Annotated in this window: 20 protein-coding genes; 15 read left to right on the forward strand and 5 right to left on the reverse strand. The window is 51.4% G+C overall.

The features are described from left to right. The first annotated feature begins 178 nt into the window (after nt 1-178). Nucleotides 179-1,306 carry a glycosyltransferase family 2 protein gene (locus tag NST84_RS11475; RefSeq protein WP_342565696.1) on the forward strand — a complete coding sequence of 376 codons (1,128 nt, stop codon included), beginning with the start codon at nt 179-181 and terminating at the stop codon, nt 1,304-1,306. 131 nt (nt 1,307-1,437) lie between these two features. Here NST84_RS11475 and NST84_RS11480 read toward each other — a convergent pair whose 3' ends face one another. Continuing rightward, on the reverse strand, nt 1,438-2,481 hold the full coding sequence (locus tag NST84_RS11480; protein WP_342565697.1) for a glycosyltransferase family 4 protein: 1,044 nt from the start codon (nt 2,479-2,481) through the stop codon (nt 1,438-1,440). Between the two features lie 144 nt (nt 2,482-2,625). On the opposite strand from NST84_RS11480, the gene NST84_RS11485 reads away from it, so the two are divergent. Continuing rightward, nucleotides 2,626-3,123, forward strand: coding sequence for a DinB family protein (locus NST84_RS11485; RefSeq protein WP_342566407.1), 498 nt, complete (start codon nt 2,626-2,628; stop codon nt 3,121-3,123). Between the two features lie 15 nt (nt 3,124-3,138). On the opposite strand, the gene NST84_RS11490 is transcribed toward NST84_RS11485, so the two are convergent. After that, nucleotides 3,139-3,951 carry a sugar phosphate isomerase/epimerase family protein gene (locus NST84_RS11490; protein ID WP_342565698.1) on the reverse strand — a complete coding sequence of 271 codons (813 nt, stop codon included), beginning with the start codon at nt 3,949-3,951 and terminating at the stop codon, nt 3,139-3,141. Between the two features lie 145 nt (nt 3,952-4,096). On the opposite strand from NST84_RS11490, the gene NST84_RS11495 reads away from it, so the two are divergent. Further along, nucleotides 4,097-4,480 carry a YkvA family protein gene (locus NST84_RS11495; protein ID WP_342565699.1) on the forward strand — a complete coding sequence of 128 codons (384 nt, stop codon included), beginning with the start codon at nt 4,097-4,099 and terminating at the stop codon, nt 4,478-4,480. Nucleotides 4,481-4,491: 11 nt separating this feature from the next. Here NST84_RS11495 and NST84_RS11500 read toward each other — a convergent pair whose 3' ends face one another. Then, nucleotides 4,492-4,890 (reverse strand): winged helix-turn-helix transcriptional regulator, encoded by a 399-nt coding sequence (locus NST84_RS11500; protein ID WP_342565700.1) that lies wholly within the window; start codon nt 4,888-4,890, stop codon nt 4,492-4,494. Nucleotides 4,891-5,035: 145 nt separating this feature from the next. On the opposite strand from NST84_RS11500, the gene NST84_RS11505 reads away from it, so the two are divergent. The 3 genes from NST84_RS11505 to NST84_RS11515 all read left to right on the forward strand — a co-directional run bounded on the left by NST84_RS11505 (nt 5,036) and on the right by NST84_RS11515 (nt 7,115). Beyond that, on the forward strand, nt 5,036-5,719 hold the full coding sequence (locus NST84_RS11505) for an NAD(P)H-dependent oxidoreductase (protein ID WP_342565701.1): 684 nt from the start codon (nt 5,036-5,038) through the stop codon (nt 5,717-5,719). Nucleotides 5,720-6,012: 293 nt separating this feature from the next. Continuing rightward, entirely contained in the window at nt 6,013-6,429 is a 417-nt protein-coding gene (locus NST84_RS11510; RefSeq protein WP_342565702.1) for a CidA/LrgA family holin-like protein, read from the forward strand. Then, a complete protein-coding gene (locus NST84_RS11515) occupies nt 6,426-7,115 on the forward strand; it encodes an LrgB family protein (RefSeq protein ID WP_342565703.1) in 690 nt (229 codons plus the stop codon). Before NST84_RS11510 ends, NST84_RS11515 begins: the two co-directional genes overlap by 4 nt. An 11-nt stretch (nt 7,116-7,126) precedes the next feature. Here NST84_RS11515 and NST84_RS11520 read toward each other — a convergent pair whose 3' ends face one another. Next, on the reverse strand, nt 7,127-8,641 hold the full coding sequence (locus tag NST84_RS11520) for an alpha-N-arabinofuranosidase (protein WP_342565704.1): 1,515 nt from the start codon (nt 8,639-8,641) through the stop codon (nt 7,127-7,129). A 143-nt stretch (nt 8,642-8,784) separates the two neighbouring features. On the opposite strand from NST84_RS11520, the gene NST84_RS11525 reads away from it, so the two are divergent. The 8 genes from NST84_RS11525 (at nt 8,785) to NST84_RS11560 (ending at nt 13,576) form a co-directional block, all read left to right on the forward strand. Continuing rightward, a complete protein-coding gene (locus NST84_RS11525) occupies nt 8,785-9,687 on the forward strand; it encodes an ArsR family transcriptional regulator (protein ID WP_342565705.1) in 903 nt (300 codons plus the stop codon). 109 nt (nt 9,688-9,796) lie between these two features. Next, on the forward strand, nt 9,797-9,970 hold the full coding sequence (locus NST84_RS11530) for a hypothetical protein (protein WP_342565706.1): 174 nt from the start codon (nt 9,797-9,799) through the stop codon (nt 9,968-9,970). 157 nt (nt 9,971-10,127) lie between these two features. Beyond that, complete coding sequence (locus NST84_RS11535) at nt 10,128-10,313, forward strand: hypothetical protein (protein ID WP_342565707.1); 186 nt, start codon at nt 10,128-10,130, stop codon at nt 10,311-10,313. Between the two features lie 197 nt (nt 10,314-10,510). Then, nucleotides 10,511-11,083, forward strand: coding sequence for a putative ABC transporter permease (locus tag NST84_RS11540; RefSeq protein WP_342565708.1), 573 nt, complete (start codon nt 10,511-10,513; stop codon nt 11,081-11,083). Nucleotides 11,084-11,213: 130 nt separating this feature from the next. After that, complete coding sequence (locus NST84_RS11545) at nt 11,214-11,672, forward strand: hypothetical protein (RefSeq protein WP_342565709.1); 459 nt, start codon at nt 11,214-11,216, stop codon at nt 11,670-11,672. A gap of 52 nt (nt 11,673-11,724) precedes the next feature. Beyond that, nucleotides 11,725-12,198: an NUDIX domain-containing protein gene (locus tag NST84_RS11550; RefSeq protein WP_342565710.1), complete on the forward strand. Its 474-nt coding sequence runs from the start codon at nt 11,725-11,727 to the stop codon at nt 12,196-12,198. Between the two features lie 49 nt (nt 12,199-12,247). Further along, nucleotides 12,248-12,676: a DUF2809 domain-containing protein gene (locus NST84_RS11555; protein WP_342565711.1), complete on the forward strand. Its 429-nt coding sequence runs from the start codon at nt 12,248-12,250 to the stop codon at nt 12,674-12,676. A 105-nt stretch (nt 12,677-12,781) separates the two neighbouring features. Further along, nucleotides 12,782-13,576 (forward strand): lipid II flippase Amj family protein, encoded by a 795-nt coding sequence (locus tag NST84_RS11560; protein WP_342566408.1) that lies wholly within the window; start codon nt 12,782-12,784, stop codon nt 13,574-13,576. Between the two features lie 54 nt (nt 13,577-13,630). Here NST84_RS11560 and NST84_RS11565 read toward each other — a convergent pair whose 3' ends face one another. After that, nucleotides 13,631-14,425 (reverse strand): hypothetical protein, encoded by a 795-nt coding sequence (locus tag NST84_RS11565; RefSeq protein ID WP_342565712.1) that lies wholly within the window; start codon nt 14,423-14,425, stop codon nt 13,631-13,633. Nucleotides 14,426-14,617: 192 nt separating this feature from the next. On the opposite strand from NST84_RS11565, the gene NST84_RS11570 reads away from it, so the two are divergent. Continuing rightward, on the forward strand, nt 14,618-15,484 hold the full coding sequence (locus tag NST84_RS11570) for an SDR family oxidoreductase (protein ID WP_342565713.1): 867 nt from the start codon (nt 14,618-14,620) through the stop codon (nt 15,482-15,484). Nucleotides 15,485-15,509 lie beyond the last annotated feature (25 nt).

Raw genomic sequence — 15,509 nt, forward strand, 5'->3', positions numbered from 1 at the left:
TCTGCAGCAGAAAAAGTTGCTTTTTTTCACAGATTAACTTTACGCATCATCTGCCCTGGCAGTATATTAGCGGAATGAACGAGCAGCATAGGTAGGAACAGGGTTGCAAAACCGCAGGGCTGCATATCCATATAGGAGCACAAATGCGGTTTACAACAGAACCGGTCAGGAGGACCTAATGATAGAAATCAGCTTATGTATGATTGTCCGCAATGAAGAAAACAGCCTGCCCCGCTGCCTTTCTACCGTCTCTGCCATTGCCGACGAGATCATTATTGTGGATACAGGCTCAAGCGACGGCACCAAAGCTGCCGCCTCGTCATTCGGGGCGGTCATTTATGATTTTACCTGGATTGATGACTTCTCTGCTGCGCGTAATTTTGCCTTCAGCAAAGCGACCAAGGAGTACATTCTCTGGCTTGACGCCGACGACTTTCTTAAAGAAGAGGATCAGCAGCGGTTTATGCAGCTAAAAAGCAATCTGCCGGAGGGGATAGACAGCGTAAACATGCAATATAATCTGGGTTTTGATGCGGCCGGGAATGTGACAGCTTCGCTGCGCCGCAACCGGCTCGTCCGCCGCAGCTGCCATTTTAAATGGATCGGGCCGGTGCATGAGTATCTGGAGGTATACGGGCCTTCGCTTAGCAGTGACGTCTGTATTACGCATGAAAAAGATAAAGCATATACCGACCGCAATCTGCGGATCTATCAGAAACGGGCGGAAGCTGGAGAACAGTTCACTCCGCGCGATCAGTATTATTATGCCAATGAGCTGCGTGACCATGGCAGGCATGAGGAGGCCTCCGGGTATTATGAGCAGTTTCTGGAAGGCGGAATGGGCTGGGTAGAGGATAATATTCAAGCCTGCCTGAAGCTGGCAGAATGCCGGGAACGGCTGGGGGATCAGGGAGCTGCCTTTGCTGCACTCTGCAGGACGCTGAAGTATGACCAGCCGCGTGCGGAGTTCTGCTGCAGACTCGGGGCCTGGCACCTGGACAAAGGCCAGCTGCAGACTGCAGTCTACTGGTATGAGCTGGCTGCCATGCTGCCCCGGAACACTGTATCCATGGCGATCAGGAATGAAGCATATGCGACCTGGCTGCCCCATCTCCAGCTCGCCCTATGCTATGACCGGCTGGGACAGCACGAAAAGGCCAATCAATATAATGAAACAGCGCTGCTGTTCCACCCGACACATCCCAGCATGCTGTATAACCGCAATTATTTTCAGAACCTGCTCGGGGACCGGTATATCCGGCTGCAATCCCCGGAAACAGCGGAGGACAATCCTCCATCGCCTTAAGGCTGAGACTGGATTACAAACAAACGGACAGCAGTACACCGGCGGTTGCCGCAGATGTGCTGCTGTCCGTTTGTTATACGCGCCCGTTCCGGAAGATACCCGCTGTACGGAGCCTGGATGCCGGCACCGGATCAATGTGCGGAGTTCTCCTGCATGTTCAGTACAGTCTGTTCCATGATCCGCACGCTGTTTTCCCAGGTCCAGCTGTTTGAATCAGCCTCACCCTGCGAGGCCAGCCTGATCCTGAGCACATGATCCTGCACCAGCCGGATCACATCTCCGGCCAGCCGGTTTTCATAACGGAAGGAGAGCAGGCAGTTATGCTCATGTCTGGCATACTCCATATTTCCCCCGGAGTATACGGTAGCCAGGGCCGCACCGCAGCGCATGGCTTCCAGTCCGGGCAGGGAGCCGCTGTCAAAAATACTCGAGCTGACAAAAATATCTGCACCGTTGTAATGATAATTTAGCTCTTCATCATTCTGCGGAGTGAAGAAACGGTATTTTCCGCTGGCTTTCAGCGCCTGCAGTGATTCCGAGGTGTAAAATTCATCGGGCGGGCTGATGAAATTGATCGTAACATGCGGCAGATTCTGTTTAACGATATCCAGCTGCTGAATAAGGTAATCCTGCTCCCGGTGCCAGGAAAATCCGTTCTCCACCTTGCGTAGAATAGCCGTAATATTTATGGGCTCCTGCAGTGTGTGGCGGATATGCCGGTTGCGAAAAATCGTGCTGATGCCGACCGGAACAATGCTGGCTGTAATTCCGTGATTCAGGGCAATAATATCCCGCTGCCATTTCGACAGTACAATCAGCTTTGGCGTGGTATTATAGCTGGGAAAAGAGACGTGGTTTTCCGGGAGGAAAAGCGGTTCATAGCATAACGACAGACGGACATGAAGCCCCTTGCCGCTCCGGCTTGCCGCTTCAGCCACCGGAACCGTTGTATAAAAATTGGATACGATAACATCACTGAACGGGAAGTCGGATTCCCGGAGTACAGTATGATCGGTCCGGTGCAGGACCGAATGGATTTCGTAAGAAACATCACCGTGGACAGGCATGACAATAACAACCTGGTGACCCAGCGCAGTCAGACCATTGGTGAGCTCCACCAGCATCCGTTGCGCCCCGCCATGGCATAAGGTAAGAATGGGGAATGTGAACCTCATCACTGATCTCTTCCCTTCCTGTGTAGCGCTGCTTTTGCATTCATGCTATGTCATAGCATTTTATTCAGCAGGCAGGGAAAGGTACATTATTTGGTCTTGTGTCTACTTTGAGCAGAATAACAGGAGGCGTTAGGATTGAGTGAAGTGATAACAGAGTGTATGAGAAGACTGGACCAATCTCTCGGATATGTGGAAACGGCGCTTGGAAGTCTTACAGAAGCCCAGCTATGGCTGCGTCCACGGCCAAGAATGAATGCGGTCGGCAATCTCTGTCTGCATATTGCGGGCAGTGAGCACCAGCATCTGGTCAGCGCAATAGGCGGTTTGCCTACCAGGAGAGACAGACCGGGGGAGCTGCTGCAATCAGGTGGATACAGTAAGAAGGAGCTGATCGCTCTGCTCAGGAACGTGAGGCAGGAGAGCTGGTCGGTGACCCTAAAGCTCACACCCGGTGATCTTGAGCGGTGTGTTACCGTTACCTATCCGGAAGCTTCTGGGATGGAAGGATACAGCTGGAGTATACAAAAAATTCTGATCGGTGCAGTAGAGCATTATGCCTACCACACCGGTCAGATTTTATACGCCTCAAGATGGCTGCAGGATGAAGACGAGCATCTGCTGGCCTGGAAGCATTACACCTGATGCTTCTTTACAGTACTAGCTGCGCAGACTGTGCAGCAGGGCAACCGTTTCGTTAAACACCGGAAGTGTAATCTCTTCCAGCGACACATCAAGCATCGGCTTTCGCGCCTGCAGCTTGCTGAAGAAGTCTGCTGTGTGGAACAGACCGCCGCCCGGAACGCCATGACGGTAAGCGTCGCCGTCAGCGTAAATATCCTTCAGATGGGCGAGAATGATCCGGTCCCCGAACAGGTCAAGGGAGCTGTCCACGATCTCATCCTGATGCGCGACATCTTGTCCGATCAGGTTGCAGGGGTCGAACACAACACCGATGTTGCTGGAAGGCACCTCGTCCAGAATACGGCGCATGTGCTGCGGGGAAGCCAGCGTGTGGGTGCTGACACCTTCTATGCCTACGAATACGCCCCACTTTTCCGCTTCCTCAGCCAGCTCCTCCAGAGTGGATCTGAAGGTCTGCCAGCCGATCTCCTCATAGCGTTCGGGATCTGAAGACTGATAGGTGGTTAAGCCCCCGCTCTCGGTAGCTACCATCGGTGCCCCGAACTGCTTGGCAAAGCGCAGATGCTCCTTGAAGCGGTTGATTTCAGCCCTGCGTACTGCCGGGTCAGGGTTAATCGGGTCAATGTAGCAGCCGAGCACACCTATGCGGATGCCTGCCTTGTCAAATTTTTCACCGATATAATTAGCCAGCGCGGGGCTGAACTTGCCCGGAGAAAGATCAATATCCTGAATAGCCTTGGTCAAGGCAAGCTGCACAAAATCAATATCATGAGCCTGCAGTGTGGAAACCAGCGTGTCTAGGGGCAGGCAACCTGCCGTGTGGGCCAAAGTTCCGAAGCGAATGGGTAACATCTCCTTTTAATATAATAATTGCGTATACCTATTAATAATAATTACGCTTTCATATACTTGCAACGTCTAACTGGCGACAGTTAACACAGATTAGGGTAAATGAGAGTAGGAGGGATCTGATATGGAACTGGAAAATGATAAGCTGCCGGCAGTACTCAAGGCGGAGGAGTTTAGGTATAGCAAGGAAAATGAGCAGATCGTCAAAAAGGATTTCTGGCGCAAAATGAAAAAGTTCGCCGGTAAAATTCCTTTTACAAAAGATGCGGTAGCCATGTATTACTGCGCCATTGATGCCAAAACGCCGCTTTGGGCTAAAGGAATTGCTTTTGGCGCACTGGCCTACTTCATCGCACCGATTGACGCGATACCCGATGCGTTTATCGGACTGGGCTTGACCGACGATGCCGCCATTATTGCCGCTGGTGTACGGGCAATCGCCGGACAAGTGACCGAGGAGCACCGGGAGAAGTCCGAGCAGTTTTTTGATGATGAACCCAAATTATAAGAGGCGAGGCGTTATGCCTGCACCTCTGTATCAGCTTCCGGCCGGCCGCAGCTCTCTCCGGAGAGCTGCTTGGCCTGGTAAGCCTCGCCCCAATCCCTCATTAAACGGATAATCGGGATCAGCGTCCGGCCAAATTCAGTCAGCGAGTATTCAACCTTAGGCGGAACCTGGTGATAGACCTCGCGGTGGACAACGCCGTCTTCCTCCAGCTCGCGAAGCTGCAGCGTCAGCATACGCTGGGTAATGCCCGGGCAGATCCTCCGGAATTCATTAAAGCGCTTAGTGCCGTCCATCAGATGGTACAGCAGCACCCCTTTCCATTTTCCGCCGATTACATCAAGGGTAAACTCAACGGGACAGGCCTTTGCGCCATCCGGGCATTCGCCAAAGCCCCCTTTTCGGTCACGCATATCTGCTCACCTCACAGTATCATTTTGTATACTACATAACAAAAATGTGCGTACTTCTAACTCTTATATATATATCTTAATATTAAGCATGCAAGCAGGTTATCGTCAAAATAAACTTTTAAGGATCAGAAAGGGTGTAACCGGTATGGTAACATTGGAAAAGAACGCAGCGCTAAAAGAAGAGATTCTGGCAGCTTATGCTTACAGACATGCTACAAAGGAGTTTGACGCCAGCCGCACAATCAGCAGTGAGGATTTCAGTTTTATTCTGGAAACCGGACGCCTGTCACCGAGCTCCTTCGGGTTTGAGCCCTGGAAATTTGTTGTCGTCCAGAATCCGGAGCTGCGCGAGAAGCTGCGGGTAAATGCATGGGGAGCACAGAAGCAGCTGCCAACAGCCAGTCATTTTGTGCTGATTCTGTCAAGACAGCCGGCAGACCTGGCAGCGGATTCGGCTTTTATCGGGGGGATGATGCACGAGGTACAGCAGCTGCCACCAGAGGTGGCTGCAGGAAAAGCCAAGGTGTTTGATGCTTTTCTTAATGATGATTTTGGATTAAAAGGCAATGACCGGGCTAAATTTGAGTGGGGGGCACGGCAGACCTACCTGGCGCTGGGTAACATGATGACCGCTGCGGCAATGATCGGTATCGATTCATGCCCGATTGAAGGCTTCAACAAGGAGCTGATTGAGCAGACGCTGGAAGCGGAAGGGATTCTGGACCGTGAACATTTCGGCCTTGCCTGCATGGCTGCCTTTGGTTACCGTAAAGCTGAACCGCGTGCCAAAACAAGACAAACCGCCGAACAAGTCATTCAGTGGGTGTAAGGCTAAAGTGTGACAAAAACCTCTCTGCAGAAGCTGGTGCTGTGAACGCCGGCTCTGCAAAGAGGTTTTTTCATAATATAAGAATGGATATGCTCTACGCTATCAATGCTCCTTATATTTCTCGCAGAAACGGTTGCCGCCTTCCATGAAGGACGACGAAGCCGTTTCTACTCGTTTTGTGAAAATATTGAGAAGGTGCGAAAAACAATTGAAAATTTGCTGAAAGGCCGCTAGTCTTAGAAGGTAAGTGTAACTTGTGATTACCTATTTTAGACTGAAGGGATTCCTGCAACATGAAAATAATCCGTGTCATTGCCGAGGTCGCAATACTGTATGTGTTCTATCTGGCAGGCGATGTTCTGCAGAAGCTCCTGCATCTGCCGGTTCCCGGCAGCATCGTAGGCCTGCTGCTGCTTTTTGTTCTGTTATTGTTAAAAATTGTACCGGTTAAGCTGATTGAAAACGGCTCATCGTTTATTCTGGCCTACCTGCCCATGTTCTTCATTCCGGCAACCGCAGGGATTATGAACCACCTCGATATATTCAGCGGCCGGGGGCTGCTGCTCATTGCGGTTCTGGTTGTCAGCAGCGTACTCACCATGGTTGTTACTGCCCATACCAGCCAGTGGATTGCCGGCTTCAGTGCAAGCCGTACCCGCAGACAGACCCTGCCTGCTGAAAGTCTGAGTGAAAAGAGGAAGGGTGCATGAGAATTCTGCTTGCGGCAGGATTTATCCTGTTCAATGTTGTCATTTATCTGTTCATGGCTATGCTGTACAAACGGTACCGTCTTCCTGTCCTTTTACCAGCACTGACAGCCACCTTTACCGTCGTGGTGCTGCTGCTTGGATTCGATATTTCGTATGATACATACATGATCGGCGGCGAATGGATCAACCGTCTGCTCGGTCCGGCGGTCGTCTCGCTGGCTTATCCGCTGTATAAGCAGCGGCATGTGCTGCGGGAGAATCTGCCGGCCGTGCTCGGCGGAACCGTAACCGGCCTTCTGGTCGGCATGCTGAGCGGCCTGCTGATGGCGGCAAGCCTCGGCTTTTCCAAAATCTATGTGCTCTCGATTCTGCCCAAATCCATTACAACGGCTGTAGCGATTCAAATCTCCGGCAACCTGGGAGGGGATTCCTCCCTGACCTCAGTCTTTGTAATGATTGCGGGCTTCACTGGAGCAATAGGCGGTCCGTACATCATCAAGCTGTTCAGGATTCGCAGCGAGTCAGGCATCGGCATCGGGCTGGGTACCGCATCTCATGCGCTTGGCACAGCCAAAGCGCTGGAATACGGTGAGCAGTCCGTATCAATGAGCTCGGTAGCAATGACTGTCTGCGCGATCGTCGGCTCCATTGTTGGTCCGTTTGTCGCCTGGATCATGTACCACTAGCCGGAAAGAGCTTATTCAGCTTTAACCTTCAGGCGGATTACGTTCCAGGAAGCCTTTGGCAGCAGTGCACTCACGCGTCCGCCGTCTGCTGCAGCATTTCCGCGGTCATGCGGCAGTACGTTGCCGGGATTCTGGCGTGTGTTGGCTGCATAGAGGTCTTCATGCTCAAGCACGGTATGCTGGATAACAGAGGCTTCGCCGAAGCTGCGCAGGTCAACAGAAAATTCCATGCCTTCAGTCAGATGGCGGTTTACTGCGAACACAGTAACCTCACCCAGCTCTTCATTGTATACGCTGACTGCTTCAAGGTAAGGAACATCAGTGAAGTCCTTGGAGTCATATTTCGGACTGGTAATCAGCGGGTGCAGAACGGTTCCCCGGCCGAACTGCGAAGCATGCATGTAAGGGTAGAACGTAGTCTGCAGCCAGAGCGGTCCGCCGTTCTCTGTCATAATCGGCGCGATGACGTTGATCAGCTGGGCGATGCAGGCCATTTTTACCCGGTCGGCATGCTTGAGCAGACTGATCAGGCAGCAGCCGACAACAAGCGCATCCTCCAGATTGTATACATCCTCAAATTCCGGCGGAGCAACCTGCCAGTACGTTTCGGCGCGGCTGGACCCCTGGGACTTCCATACATTCCATTCATCAAGCGAGAGGTATATTTTCTTCTTGCTTTTCTTTTTGGCCTTGATATAGTCGCACACAGCAGCTACACTGTCGATGAACTGATCTAAATCCAGCGAGCTGGCCAGGAAATTCGGGCTGTCACCCTCATTGTTGTTATAGTAGGTATGCAGGGACAGGAAGTCTACATTGTCATAGCTGAGGTCAAGGACTGTAGCTTCCCACTCAGCGAAGGTAGCCATGCTTCTGCCCGAGCTGCCGCAGGCGACAAGCTCAAGATTAGGATCCACCCAGCGCATTGCTTTGGCTGTTTCGTTGGCAAGTCTGCCGTATTCAACCGCTGTTTTGGCACCGATCTGCCACGGGCCGTCCATTTCATTGCCCAGACACCAGGTTTTGAATTTATGCGGCTCTGTAACCCCGTGGGAAATCCGCAGGTCACTGTAATAGGAGCCGGATGGATGGTTGCAGTATTCAACCAGGTTTCTGGCGGCGTCGATGCCGCGTGTGCCCAGGTTTACCGCCATCATTACTTCGGAGCCGACCAGCTTTGCCCATTTGGCGAATTCGTTGGTGCCGACCTGATTAGTTTCTGTAACCCACCAGGCCAATTCAAGAGAGCGCTTACGGTCTTCCTTAGGGCCGACACCGTCTTCCCAGTTATAGCCGGAGACAAAGTTACCGCCAGGGTAGCGGATAATTGGAACATTCAGCGAACGGATGGCTTGAAGAGCATCACCGCGGAAGCCGTCCTCATCGGCTGTCGGATGCCCCGGTTCATAAATGCCGCCGTACACAGCCCGGCCCAGATGTTCAATAAAGGAACCGTATACTCTCGGGTCAACCTCGGCCAGCCGGAAATCCTTGTCAACGATCATTGTCGATTTTATAGTCATCATTGCAGCTCCTTTGAGTTGAATTAATGATTTTGTTAATTAATTAATCTTTATATGATTACATAATACGAATTATACGTTAAAATAGGCAATATAAATCTTTAGGATTAATATAATTACTAATCCAAGAGGGGCAGAGGATAAGGATGTACTTAACTACTGATTCAGAATCGCTTAAAGTGTATGAAGCACTGGCCAGTGAGGTCCGGCTTAGAATCATTGATCTGCTGGGCACGGAAGAGATGCATATTAAAGAGCTGGCTGCCAGGCTGTATCTCAGCAGCGCAATCGTCAGCTCGCATGTAGCCAAGCTCCAGAAGGCCGGAATTGTCAGCTCGCAGATGAAACGGATTGACGGCGGAACCTATAAATATTGCTCCCTGTCAGCTAATTTTCTGCAGATCAAATTGTCGGGGGCGAAGGGCATCGCCCGTAAGGTGGTTGAGGTATCTGTTCCGGTGGGACATTATACAGATCTGCAGGCTTCCCCGACCTGCGGAATCGCCACTACCGAGAAGCTGATCGGCTACTATGATGATCCGCGTTATTTTCTTGATCCCGGGCGGGTGGATGCGGGCATCCTCTGGTTCGCCAAGGGATATGCCGAATATAAGGTGCCTAATTATTTGTTCATGGACCAGAAGGTGCAGGAGATTGAAATTTCACTCGAGCTGGGCTCGGAAGCGCCGAATGTCAATGAGAAGTGGCCGTCGGAGATTCTGTTTGCACTGAACGGGCATGATCTGGGTAAATGGACAAGTCCGGGCGATTTCGGGGTCATGCGCGGGCGGCTTACCCCTTCCTGGTGGAATTCAGATGTGAACCAGTATGGGCTGCTGAAGGTACTTCGGGTAAACCGGGGCGGCACTTATATAGACGGGCAGCAAATCTCATCTGTAACCCTCGATGATGTATGCTGGCAGAAGGATCAGTGGACCTTCAGGCTGACGGCAGAAGATTCAACCCGAAGGCGGGGCGGTCTGACGCTGTACGGACGCGGCTTCGGCAACTATGAGCAGGATATCGTGTTCAGGGTTTATTATGAATAAGGAGAAGAATAGCGTGAACTCCGGTATCCAGAAATGATGTTTGCAAAACAGTCTAACGGGTAACTATAACTAAGTGATCCAAAAAACTGTTAGCATAGGAGGAATTCACATGACTGATCATATTCAGGACGAAGCGGAAATCCGCAATAAAGAGAACAAAGACGGTGACTCCCTGGCAGAACGCAAAAAGATGGAGAATGGTGTGGATATCGAACCGGAGGCTGACGACTGGGTAGCCAAACCGGCGGAATCTGCGCATCCGGACCCGCTTCCAAAAAACTAAACTCACTTCAATCCAGACAGGCTGTCCTAAACGGGCAGTCTGTTTCTATGTCCGGCGGTACCTGGTGTATTGAGTATTACTAAGCCTCTGTTGTATACTCAGGTCAACAGCGCAGATTTTTCGGGACTCAGGCAAATGAACTTGAGGAGGTAAGAAAATGCGTAGCCGGAACGACAACGGCCGTTACAGGCAAAAGCGTGGAGAGGCACAGACAGGCAATCTGGAAAAAAAGTACGGTTCAGACTTTGGCGTGCGCAGCGAGCTAACGCTTGAGGCACTGCAGAAACAGCATGAGATTCCTTTGACAGTACAGCATCTAAAGGAACAGCAGCAGAAGGAGTGAACCCCAAGGTGTACAGTGTTGTATCGAGTTTAAGGATTACTAGGAGATGTCCCGTAAAGCCAGGTAATACCGGCTGTGGGGACATCTTTTTTTGTGAAATCTGATTTAAACGATTACTTCCGTATAAGATGAAAAGAGCAAAGGCATACTACCTCCCGAGCTACCTGTATAAAACTTACAGCGAGGGAGGCCGTACAGTGAACATTATTCCGCTGCTGCCGCCGGACAGCGATTCCGCTTTTGCGGCAGCTGGCCAGTATTTCTTTTACTTTGCAGTTTACTCTTTCTTAGGCTGGGTTCTGGAAGGGACATACAATCTTTACAGCCAGGGGAGCTTCCGCAAGGAAGGCTTTCTCAAAGGTCCGGTTAAGCCGATGTACGGCTTTGCCCCGCTGCTGCTGCTGGCTGTTCAAAGGCTGGAGCTTCCGCTTCCGTTGTTTCTGCTGCTGGCGCTGATTATTCCGTCGCTGGTTGAATACGTCAGCGGCTGGCTGCTCAAGACCTTTTTCCGCAAGCAATGGTGGGATTATTCAGACATGCCCCGCCAGCTGCACGGCCATATCTGTCTCAAGTTCTCACTGTACTGGTGGGTGCTGGCAGCCGGATGCGTCTACTTGCTGCACCCGCTGATCCAGCTGCTTTATCACTTTGTTGAGCCTCTATGGACACCTGTCCTGCCGCTGTTTGCTGTGCTGTTCCTGGCTGATCTGCTCTGGACCTTCCGGATACGCCGGCGCAGCCTGGCTGATCTGGAGCCGGGTGATAGCTGATATTTATCCGTAAGCGGTCACTTTATAATCAGGGACCTTTCTTTGTCATTCCGGCAAAGGAAGGTCCTATTTGGTTTGTCTGCAAGGAACAGAGGCATGCTGTGTCAAATATAAGTTAGGAGCAGTTTGAGTGAAGGAGGCGCTGCCGATGAAGCTTGCTACAACGGTCATTGTACTGGAGACATTGATAATAGGTATTCTTCTGGGGTTACTGCTGGCTGTTAATCAGCCTGTTCCAAGGGACCAGCCTGATCTGTTAACACACTTTGATCAGACTGACTTTGAGCGGATCAAAGAGATGCTCACCCGGTTTGAGGAAGGCAAAGGAGATAATCTGACGATTCTGAGATGGGGAATTGACAGCGGACCATTTGTATATGACTTTTATACAGACGGGCAGGTGCTGCACTTACGGGCAGATCTGACCAGAGACTACATGAGTACAGCTCCCGGGAAGACAGAATACGTCTGCAAGTCGGTTACTCTTGAAGAAACCGCCGAGTTTTATAATGTTGAATTATATGAATGTAAGGACTACCCCAAGGAACAGCACGTGCCGATGATTACCTTCCGCAAGGATGAGCTGTAATTCCTGCGCCGTCATTATCATACATTAGTACAAAATAGAGAGGGGAATTAGCATGCCGATATCTGATTATTACCGTGATCTGCGCAGCAGATTGGGGACAAGTCTGCTGATGATACCGTCTGTTGCTGCAATTATACGTAATGACGCGGATGAGATTCTCTTCATCCGCAAAGGAGGAGAAGAGCTGTGGGGCCTGCCGGCTGGGGCTGTTGAGCCGGGGGAGACACCCTCCAGGGCACTGCGCCGTGAAGTGTTCGAAGAGACAGGACTGATGGTAACACCTGTACGGATCAGCGGTGTATTTGGCGGAGAGAAGTATGCTTATGAGTACAGTAATGGTGACCGCGTCGAATACTCTGTTACAGTATTCGAATGTATAATTGTCAAGGGTACCCCAAGAAATATGGATGGAGAATGTGAGGAGCTTAGGTTCTTCAAGGAAGAGGAGCTTCCGCAGATTGCCATTCCCTATCCGCCCGCGCTATTCCGCCGGAAGTCAGAATCAGCAGAGGCGATTTTTGAATAAGACAGGCCGAAAGACGCCGGATTCAAAGCCTGTTAAGAGGATAACCGGCTTGAAAGAGGCAGGGGAGACGATCCGCACAAATAAAGTATATCTCCGCCTTAGAATCGTATATTGCTGCGCCATTCTCCTGGCTATTGGATCAGGTCTGAGCTCCAGAACATTTGGAGAGTATTTACCAGGATTCGCAGCGGCTCATCTGGGGGATGCCTTATGGGCAGCTATGGTGTATTTCGGGTTCCGTCTGCTTTGTACCCGCCGTTCACAGGTCACAGCATTAGTGCTAAGCTTCCTGTTCAGCTTCGGCATCGAATTCAGCCAGCTGTATCAGGCAGCATGGATTAATGAATGGAGAGCCACACTGCCTGGCGGGCTGATTCTGGGCAGGGGCTTTCTATGGATTGACTTAATCCGCTATACTGCGGGAATCTGCGGGGCCTATGTGCTGGATCGCTGCTGCCTGAACAGAAAGCCAGCATGAATGTACAGATGTCTGTCAATGTACTGAGATTGAGCTGGTTCGATGCCGGAAAGGCGCCAAGCTATCATATGCTGTATGATTTGGAGATGAGATTTCCTGATGACTATGACGAACAGCCTGATCGTGGTATGTCTGCTTACAATGATTATTAACACGGCAGAAACCTTGTCGTATTCCGTCCGTTTTGCCGGAGTGAAGCTGAACAAAATTGCGATTGCCCTGTCACTGACCGGAATTATCGTACTCATCTCAAGAACAGCAAACATGATTCAGGCTCCGCTGACAGCCAAATTCGTAGACTATTCCAATAATGTGGATACAAGCTTTCCGCTTGGCAATTATCTGCGGATTATTATGCTCGCCTCTACGCTAGGTACCCTGATTGCGATTGTACTCTTCCCGACGTTTGTCGGCTTGTTCAGCAGGGTGATTTCCAAGCTTGAAGTGGAAGGCTCAATTCCCAAGCTGCTGAGCAGCGTGACGGTCGAACAGCTGAAGAACACCCGCAAATATTTCAAAAGACCCGGCCTGCAGCTGCCGAGCTTCCGGTATCTGGGCATCCCAAAGCGGTTCATCATTATGAATATATTTGTCACCGGGTTCTATACCGTGGGCGTATTGTCTTCCCTGTATGCCGGGCATTTATCGCCCCAGCTGCTCGCTACCGCTTCCAATGCTTCCGGGCTGATCAACGGTCTCGCTACTATCCTGCTGACCGTCTTTATTGACCCGCAGCTGGGCATTATCACCCATAAAGCTACGGAAAGTATGGAATACCGTGACCAGCTCGGCAAAATCTATATTCTGTTAATGTTCTCCCGGGTACTTGGAACACTGCTGGGCCAGCTGGTATTCGAGCCGGCAGCTCATTTCATCAGCTGGATGGTTCAGCTGATCTGATAGGCCGGCAGTATAAGCCGGGCTGAACCTGCAGCTATGCATCAGCACAGGCATTTACTTCGGCAGCTTGGCTTCAGCCTGGCGCAGGGCAGCAGTGATCTTCTGCTCCAATACATAGTGCTGCTGCAGCAAGGTGCGGATTTCCGTCATTCTGGCACAGGAAACCTTCATGGCTGCCGCAGCGGTAACCGCATCTCCGGCCTTTACTGCAGCCTTGTATCGCTTGTCCGCATCTGAACGGCCCGTCTGGATTTCACTCAGCTGCTTGTTCCCGGCAGTAAGCTGCTTTCTCAAACCGGACACGGGTGACAAGGCATCCTTGGCAGGCTTGTTCTTCGCGGCAGCGGCAGATTTGGCTGCAGTAAGTGCAATATTCTTCGTCTTAATCTCGGCTTTGGCTGCAGTTGCCGCCGTCTTTAATTTATTGCGCTTCAAATCCAGCGCAGCAGCAGATTGCAGACTGCCCGCTTTGCGTGCTGCGGTTGCCTGCTTGCCGAGCGCAGAATATTGCTCCAGCAGGGCAGCATGCTTCTTCTTCGTAGCCTCAGCTTCCGTCTTCAGGCGGCTCAGCTGGCTCTGGTCGGTTGCCTGAAGTCTTGCATTAATGGCGGCAAGATCGCTGGTGTTCTGCTTACGGAGCTCCTGATTGCGTTTGTTCTCTGTCTTAACGGATTCCTGGAGGCCAATGTAACTGCTGTACAGTCCGTTAATCTGCTCGAGCGCCTCATCCCAGTCCGAGGCTGCATCGACCCGGGGAGTATTGCCGGCCAGGAGGGCCAGGATCAGCAGCAGACCAGTGAATTTGCGGATTCTGTTCATCATTGCGGGGTTAGCCATATTACTACTCATCTCCATTCTCCATGTTATTAGAACGCGCAAAAAAGCACCCCCAAGAAAGGCAATAATGCCTGTCCTGCGAGGTGCTTCACCCGCTCAACATGTGTAATTTATTCTCAGTATAGCTTGAATGAACTGGAAAGTCAAGGGATAAAAGAACATTAGTTCGCTGAATGAAATGAAATGAAACGGCAGGAGGAGCAAATGAACCAGATACAAACAGATACAAAGGATAGAATCGCCTTAATAACAGGAACATCGAGCGGCTTCGGGCTGTTGACGGCGCTTAAGCTGGCAGAGCAGGGATATCAGGTAGTTGCTGCTATGCGCGATCTGCAGCGCAAGGACGAGCTGGTCCGCCAGGCGGAAGAAGCAGGTATATCCTCAAAAATTCACCTAATGACAATGGATGTCACTCATTCCGGGTCCATAGCAGCGGCTCTTTCGGCAATTGTTGACCGCTTCGGTACGATTGATGTACTGGTGAATAATGCGGGCTTTGCCGTCGGCGGCTTCGTGGAGGAAGTCAGCATGGAGGAGTGGCGGCGGCAGATGGACACCAATTTTTTCGGACTGATCGAGGTTACCAAGGCTGTTCTGCCGGTTATGCGCAGCCAAAAGGCGGGAACCATCATCAATGTCAGCAGTGTCAGCGGGCTGTTCGGCTTTCCGGGATATGGTCCTTATGCCGCATCCAAGTTCGCGGTAGAGGGCTTCAGCGAGAGCCTGCGCCAGGAGCTGCTGCCTTTTGGAATCAAGGTTATACTGGTCGAGCCGGGCTCCTTCCGCACACCGATCTGGGGTAAAGGGATGGACGGCTTCCAGAGCAGTGAAGCTTCACCTTACAAAAAACAGCTCGATGAGGTGCTGCGCTACTCCCGGCGGACTGCGGAAACGGCGCCGGACCCCCGGCAGGTGGCCGAACTGATCGGGCGGCTCGTGAATAAGCGGAACCCTAAGCTGCGCCACCCTGTCGGCAAAGGCATCCAGAGTCTGATTATCGGCAAGATGCTGCTGCCCTGGAAGATGCTTGAACGCATCATCGCCAAATCTCTGTCAGGGCTGAAATAGAATCGTACATCTCTGCAGGACGGAC

Source organism: Paenibacillus sp. FSL R7-0345 (genome assembly GCF_038595055.1).
Classification (GTDB): domain Bacteria; phylum Bacillota; class Bacilli; order Paenibacillales; family Paenibacillaceae; genus Paenibacillus_AQ.

Excerpts from the sequence above, each read along its gene's own strand:
- NST84_RS11480 (WP_342565697.1), bottom strand. The coding sequence starts at position 2,481 with ATGAGGTTCACATTCCCCATTCTTACCTTATGCCATGGCGGGGCGCAA.
- NST84_RS11510 (WP_342565702.1), top strand. The coding sequence starts at position 6,013 with ATGAAAATAATCCGTGTCATTGCCGAGGTCGCAATACTGTATGTGTTC.
- NST84_RS11565 (WP_342565712.1), bottom strand. The coding sequence starts at position 14,425 with ATGAGTAGTAATATGGCTAACCCCGCAATGATGAACAGAATCCGCAAA.
- NST84_RS11475 (WP_342565696.1), top strand. The coding sequence starts at position 179 with ATGATAGAAATCAGCTTATGTATGATTGTCCGCAATGAAGAAAACAGC.
- NST84_RS11530 (WP_342565706.1), top strand. The coding sequence starts at position 9,797 with ATGACTGATCATATTCAGGACGAAGCGGAAATCCGCAATAAAGAGAAC.
- NST84_RS11495 (WP_342565699.1), top strand. The coding sequence starts at position 4,097 with ATGGAACTGGAAAATGATAAGCTGCCGGCAGTACTCAAGGCGGAGGAG.
- NST84_RS11535 (WP_342565707.1), top strand. The coding sequence starts at position 10,128 with ATGCGTAGCCGGAACGACAACGGCCGTTACAGGCAAAAGCGTGGAGAG.
- NST84_RS11550 (WP_342565710.1), top strand. The coding sequence starts at position 11,725 with ATGCCGATATCTGATTATTACCGTGATCTGCGCAGCAGATTGGGGACA.
- NST84_RS11560 (WP_342566408.1), top strand. The coding sequence starts at position 12,782 with ATGACGAACAGCCTGATCGTGGTATGTCTGCTTACAATGATTATTAAC.
- NST84_RS11515 (WP_342565703.1), top strand. The coding sequence starts at position 6,426 with ATGAGAATTCTGCTTGCGGCAGGATTTATCCTGTTCAATGTTGTCATT.
- NST84_RS11520 (WP_342565704.1), bottom strand. The coding sequence starts at position 8,641 with ATGATGACTATAAAATCGACAATGATCGTTGACAAGGATTTCCGGCTG.
- NST84_RS11525 (WP_342565705.1), top strand. The coding sequence starts at position 8,785 with ATGTACTTAACTACTGATTCAGAATCGCTTAAAGTGTATGAAGCACTG.
- NST84_RS11500 (WP_342565700.1), bottom strand. The coding sequence starts at position 4,890 with ATGCGTGACCGAAAAGGGGGCTTTGGCGAATGCCCGGATGGCGCAAAG.
- NST84_RS11570 (WP_342565713.1), top strand. The coding sequence starts at position 14,618 with ATGAACCAGATACAAACAGATACAAAGGATAGAATCGCCTTAATAACA.
- NST84_RS11505 (WP_342565701.1), top strand. The coding sequence starts at position 5,036 with ATGGTAACATTGGAAAAGAACGCAGCGCTAAAAGAAGAGATTCTGGCA.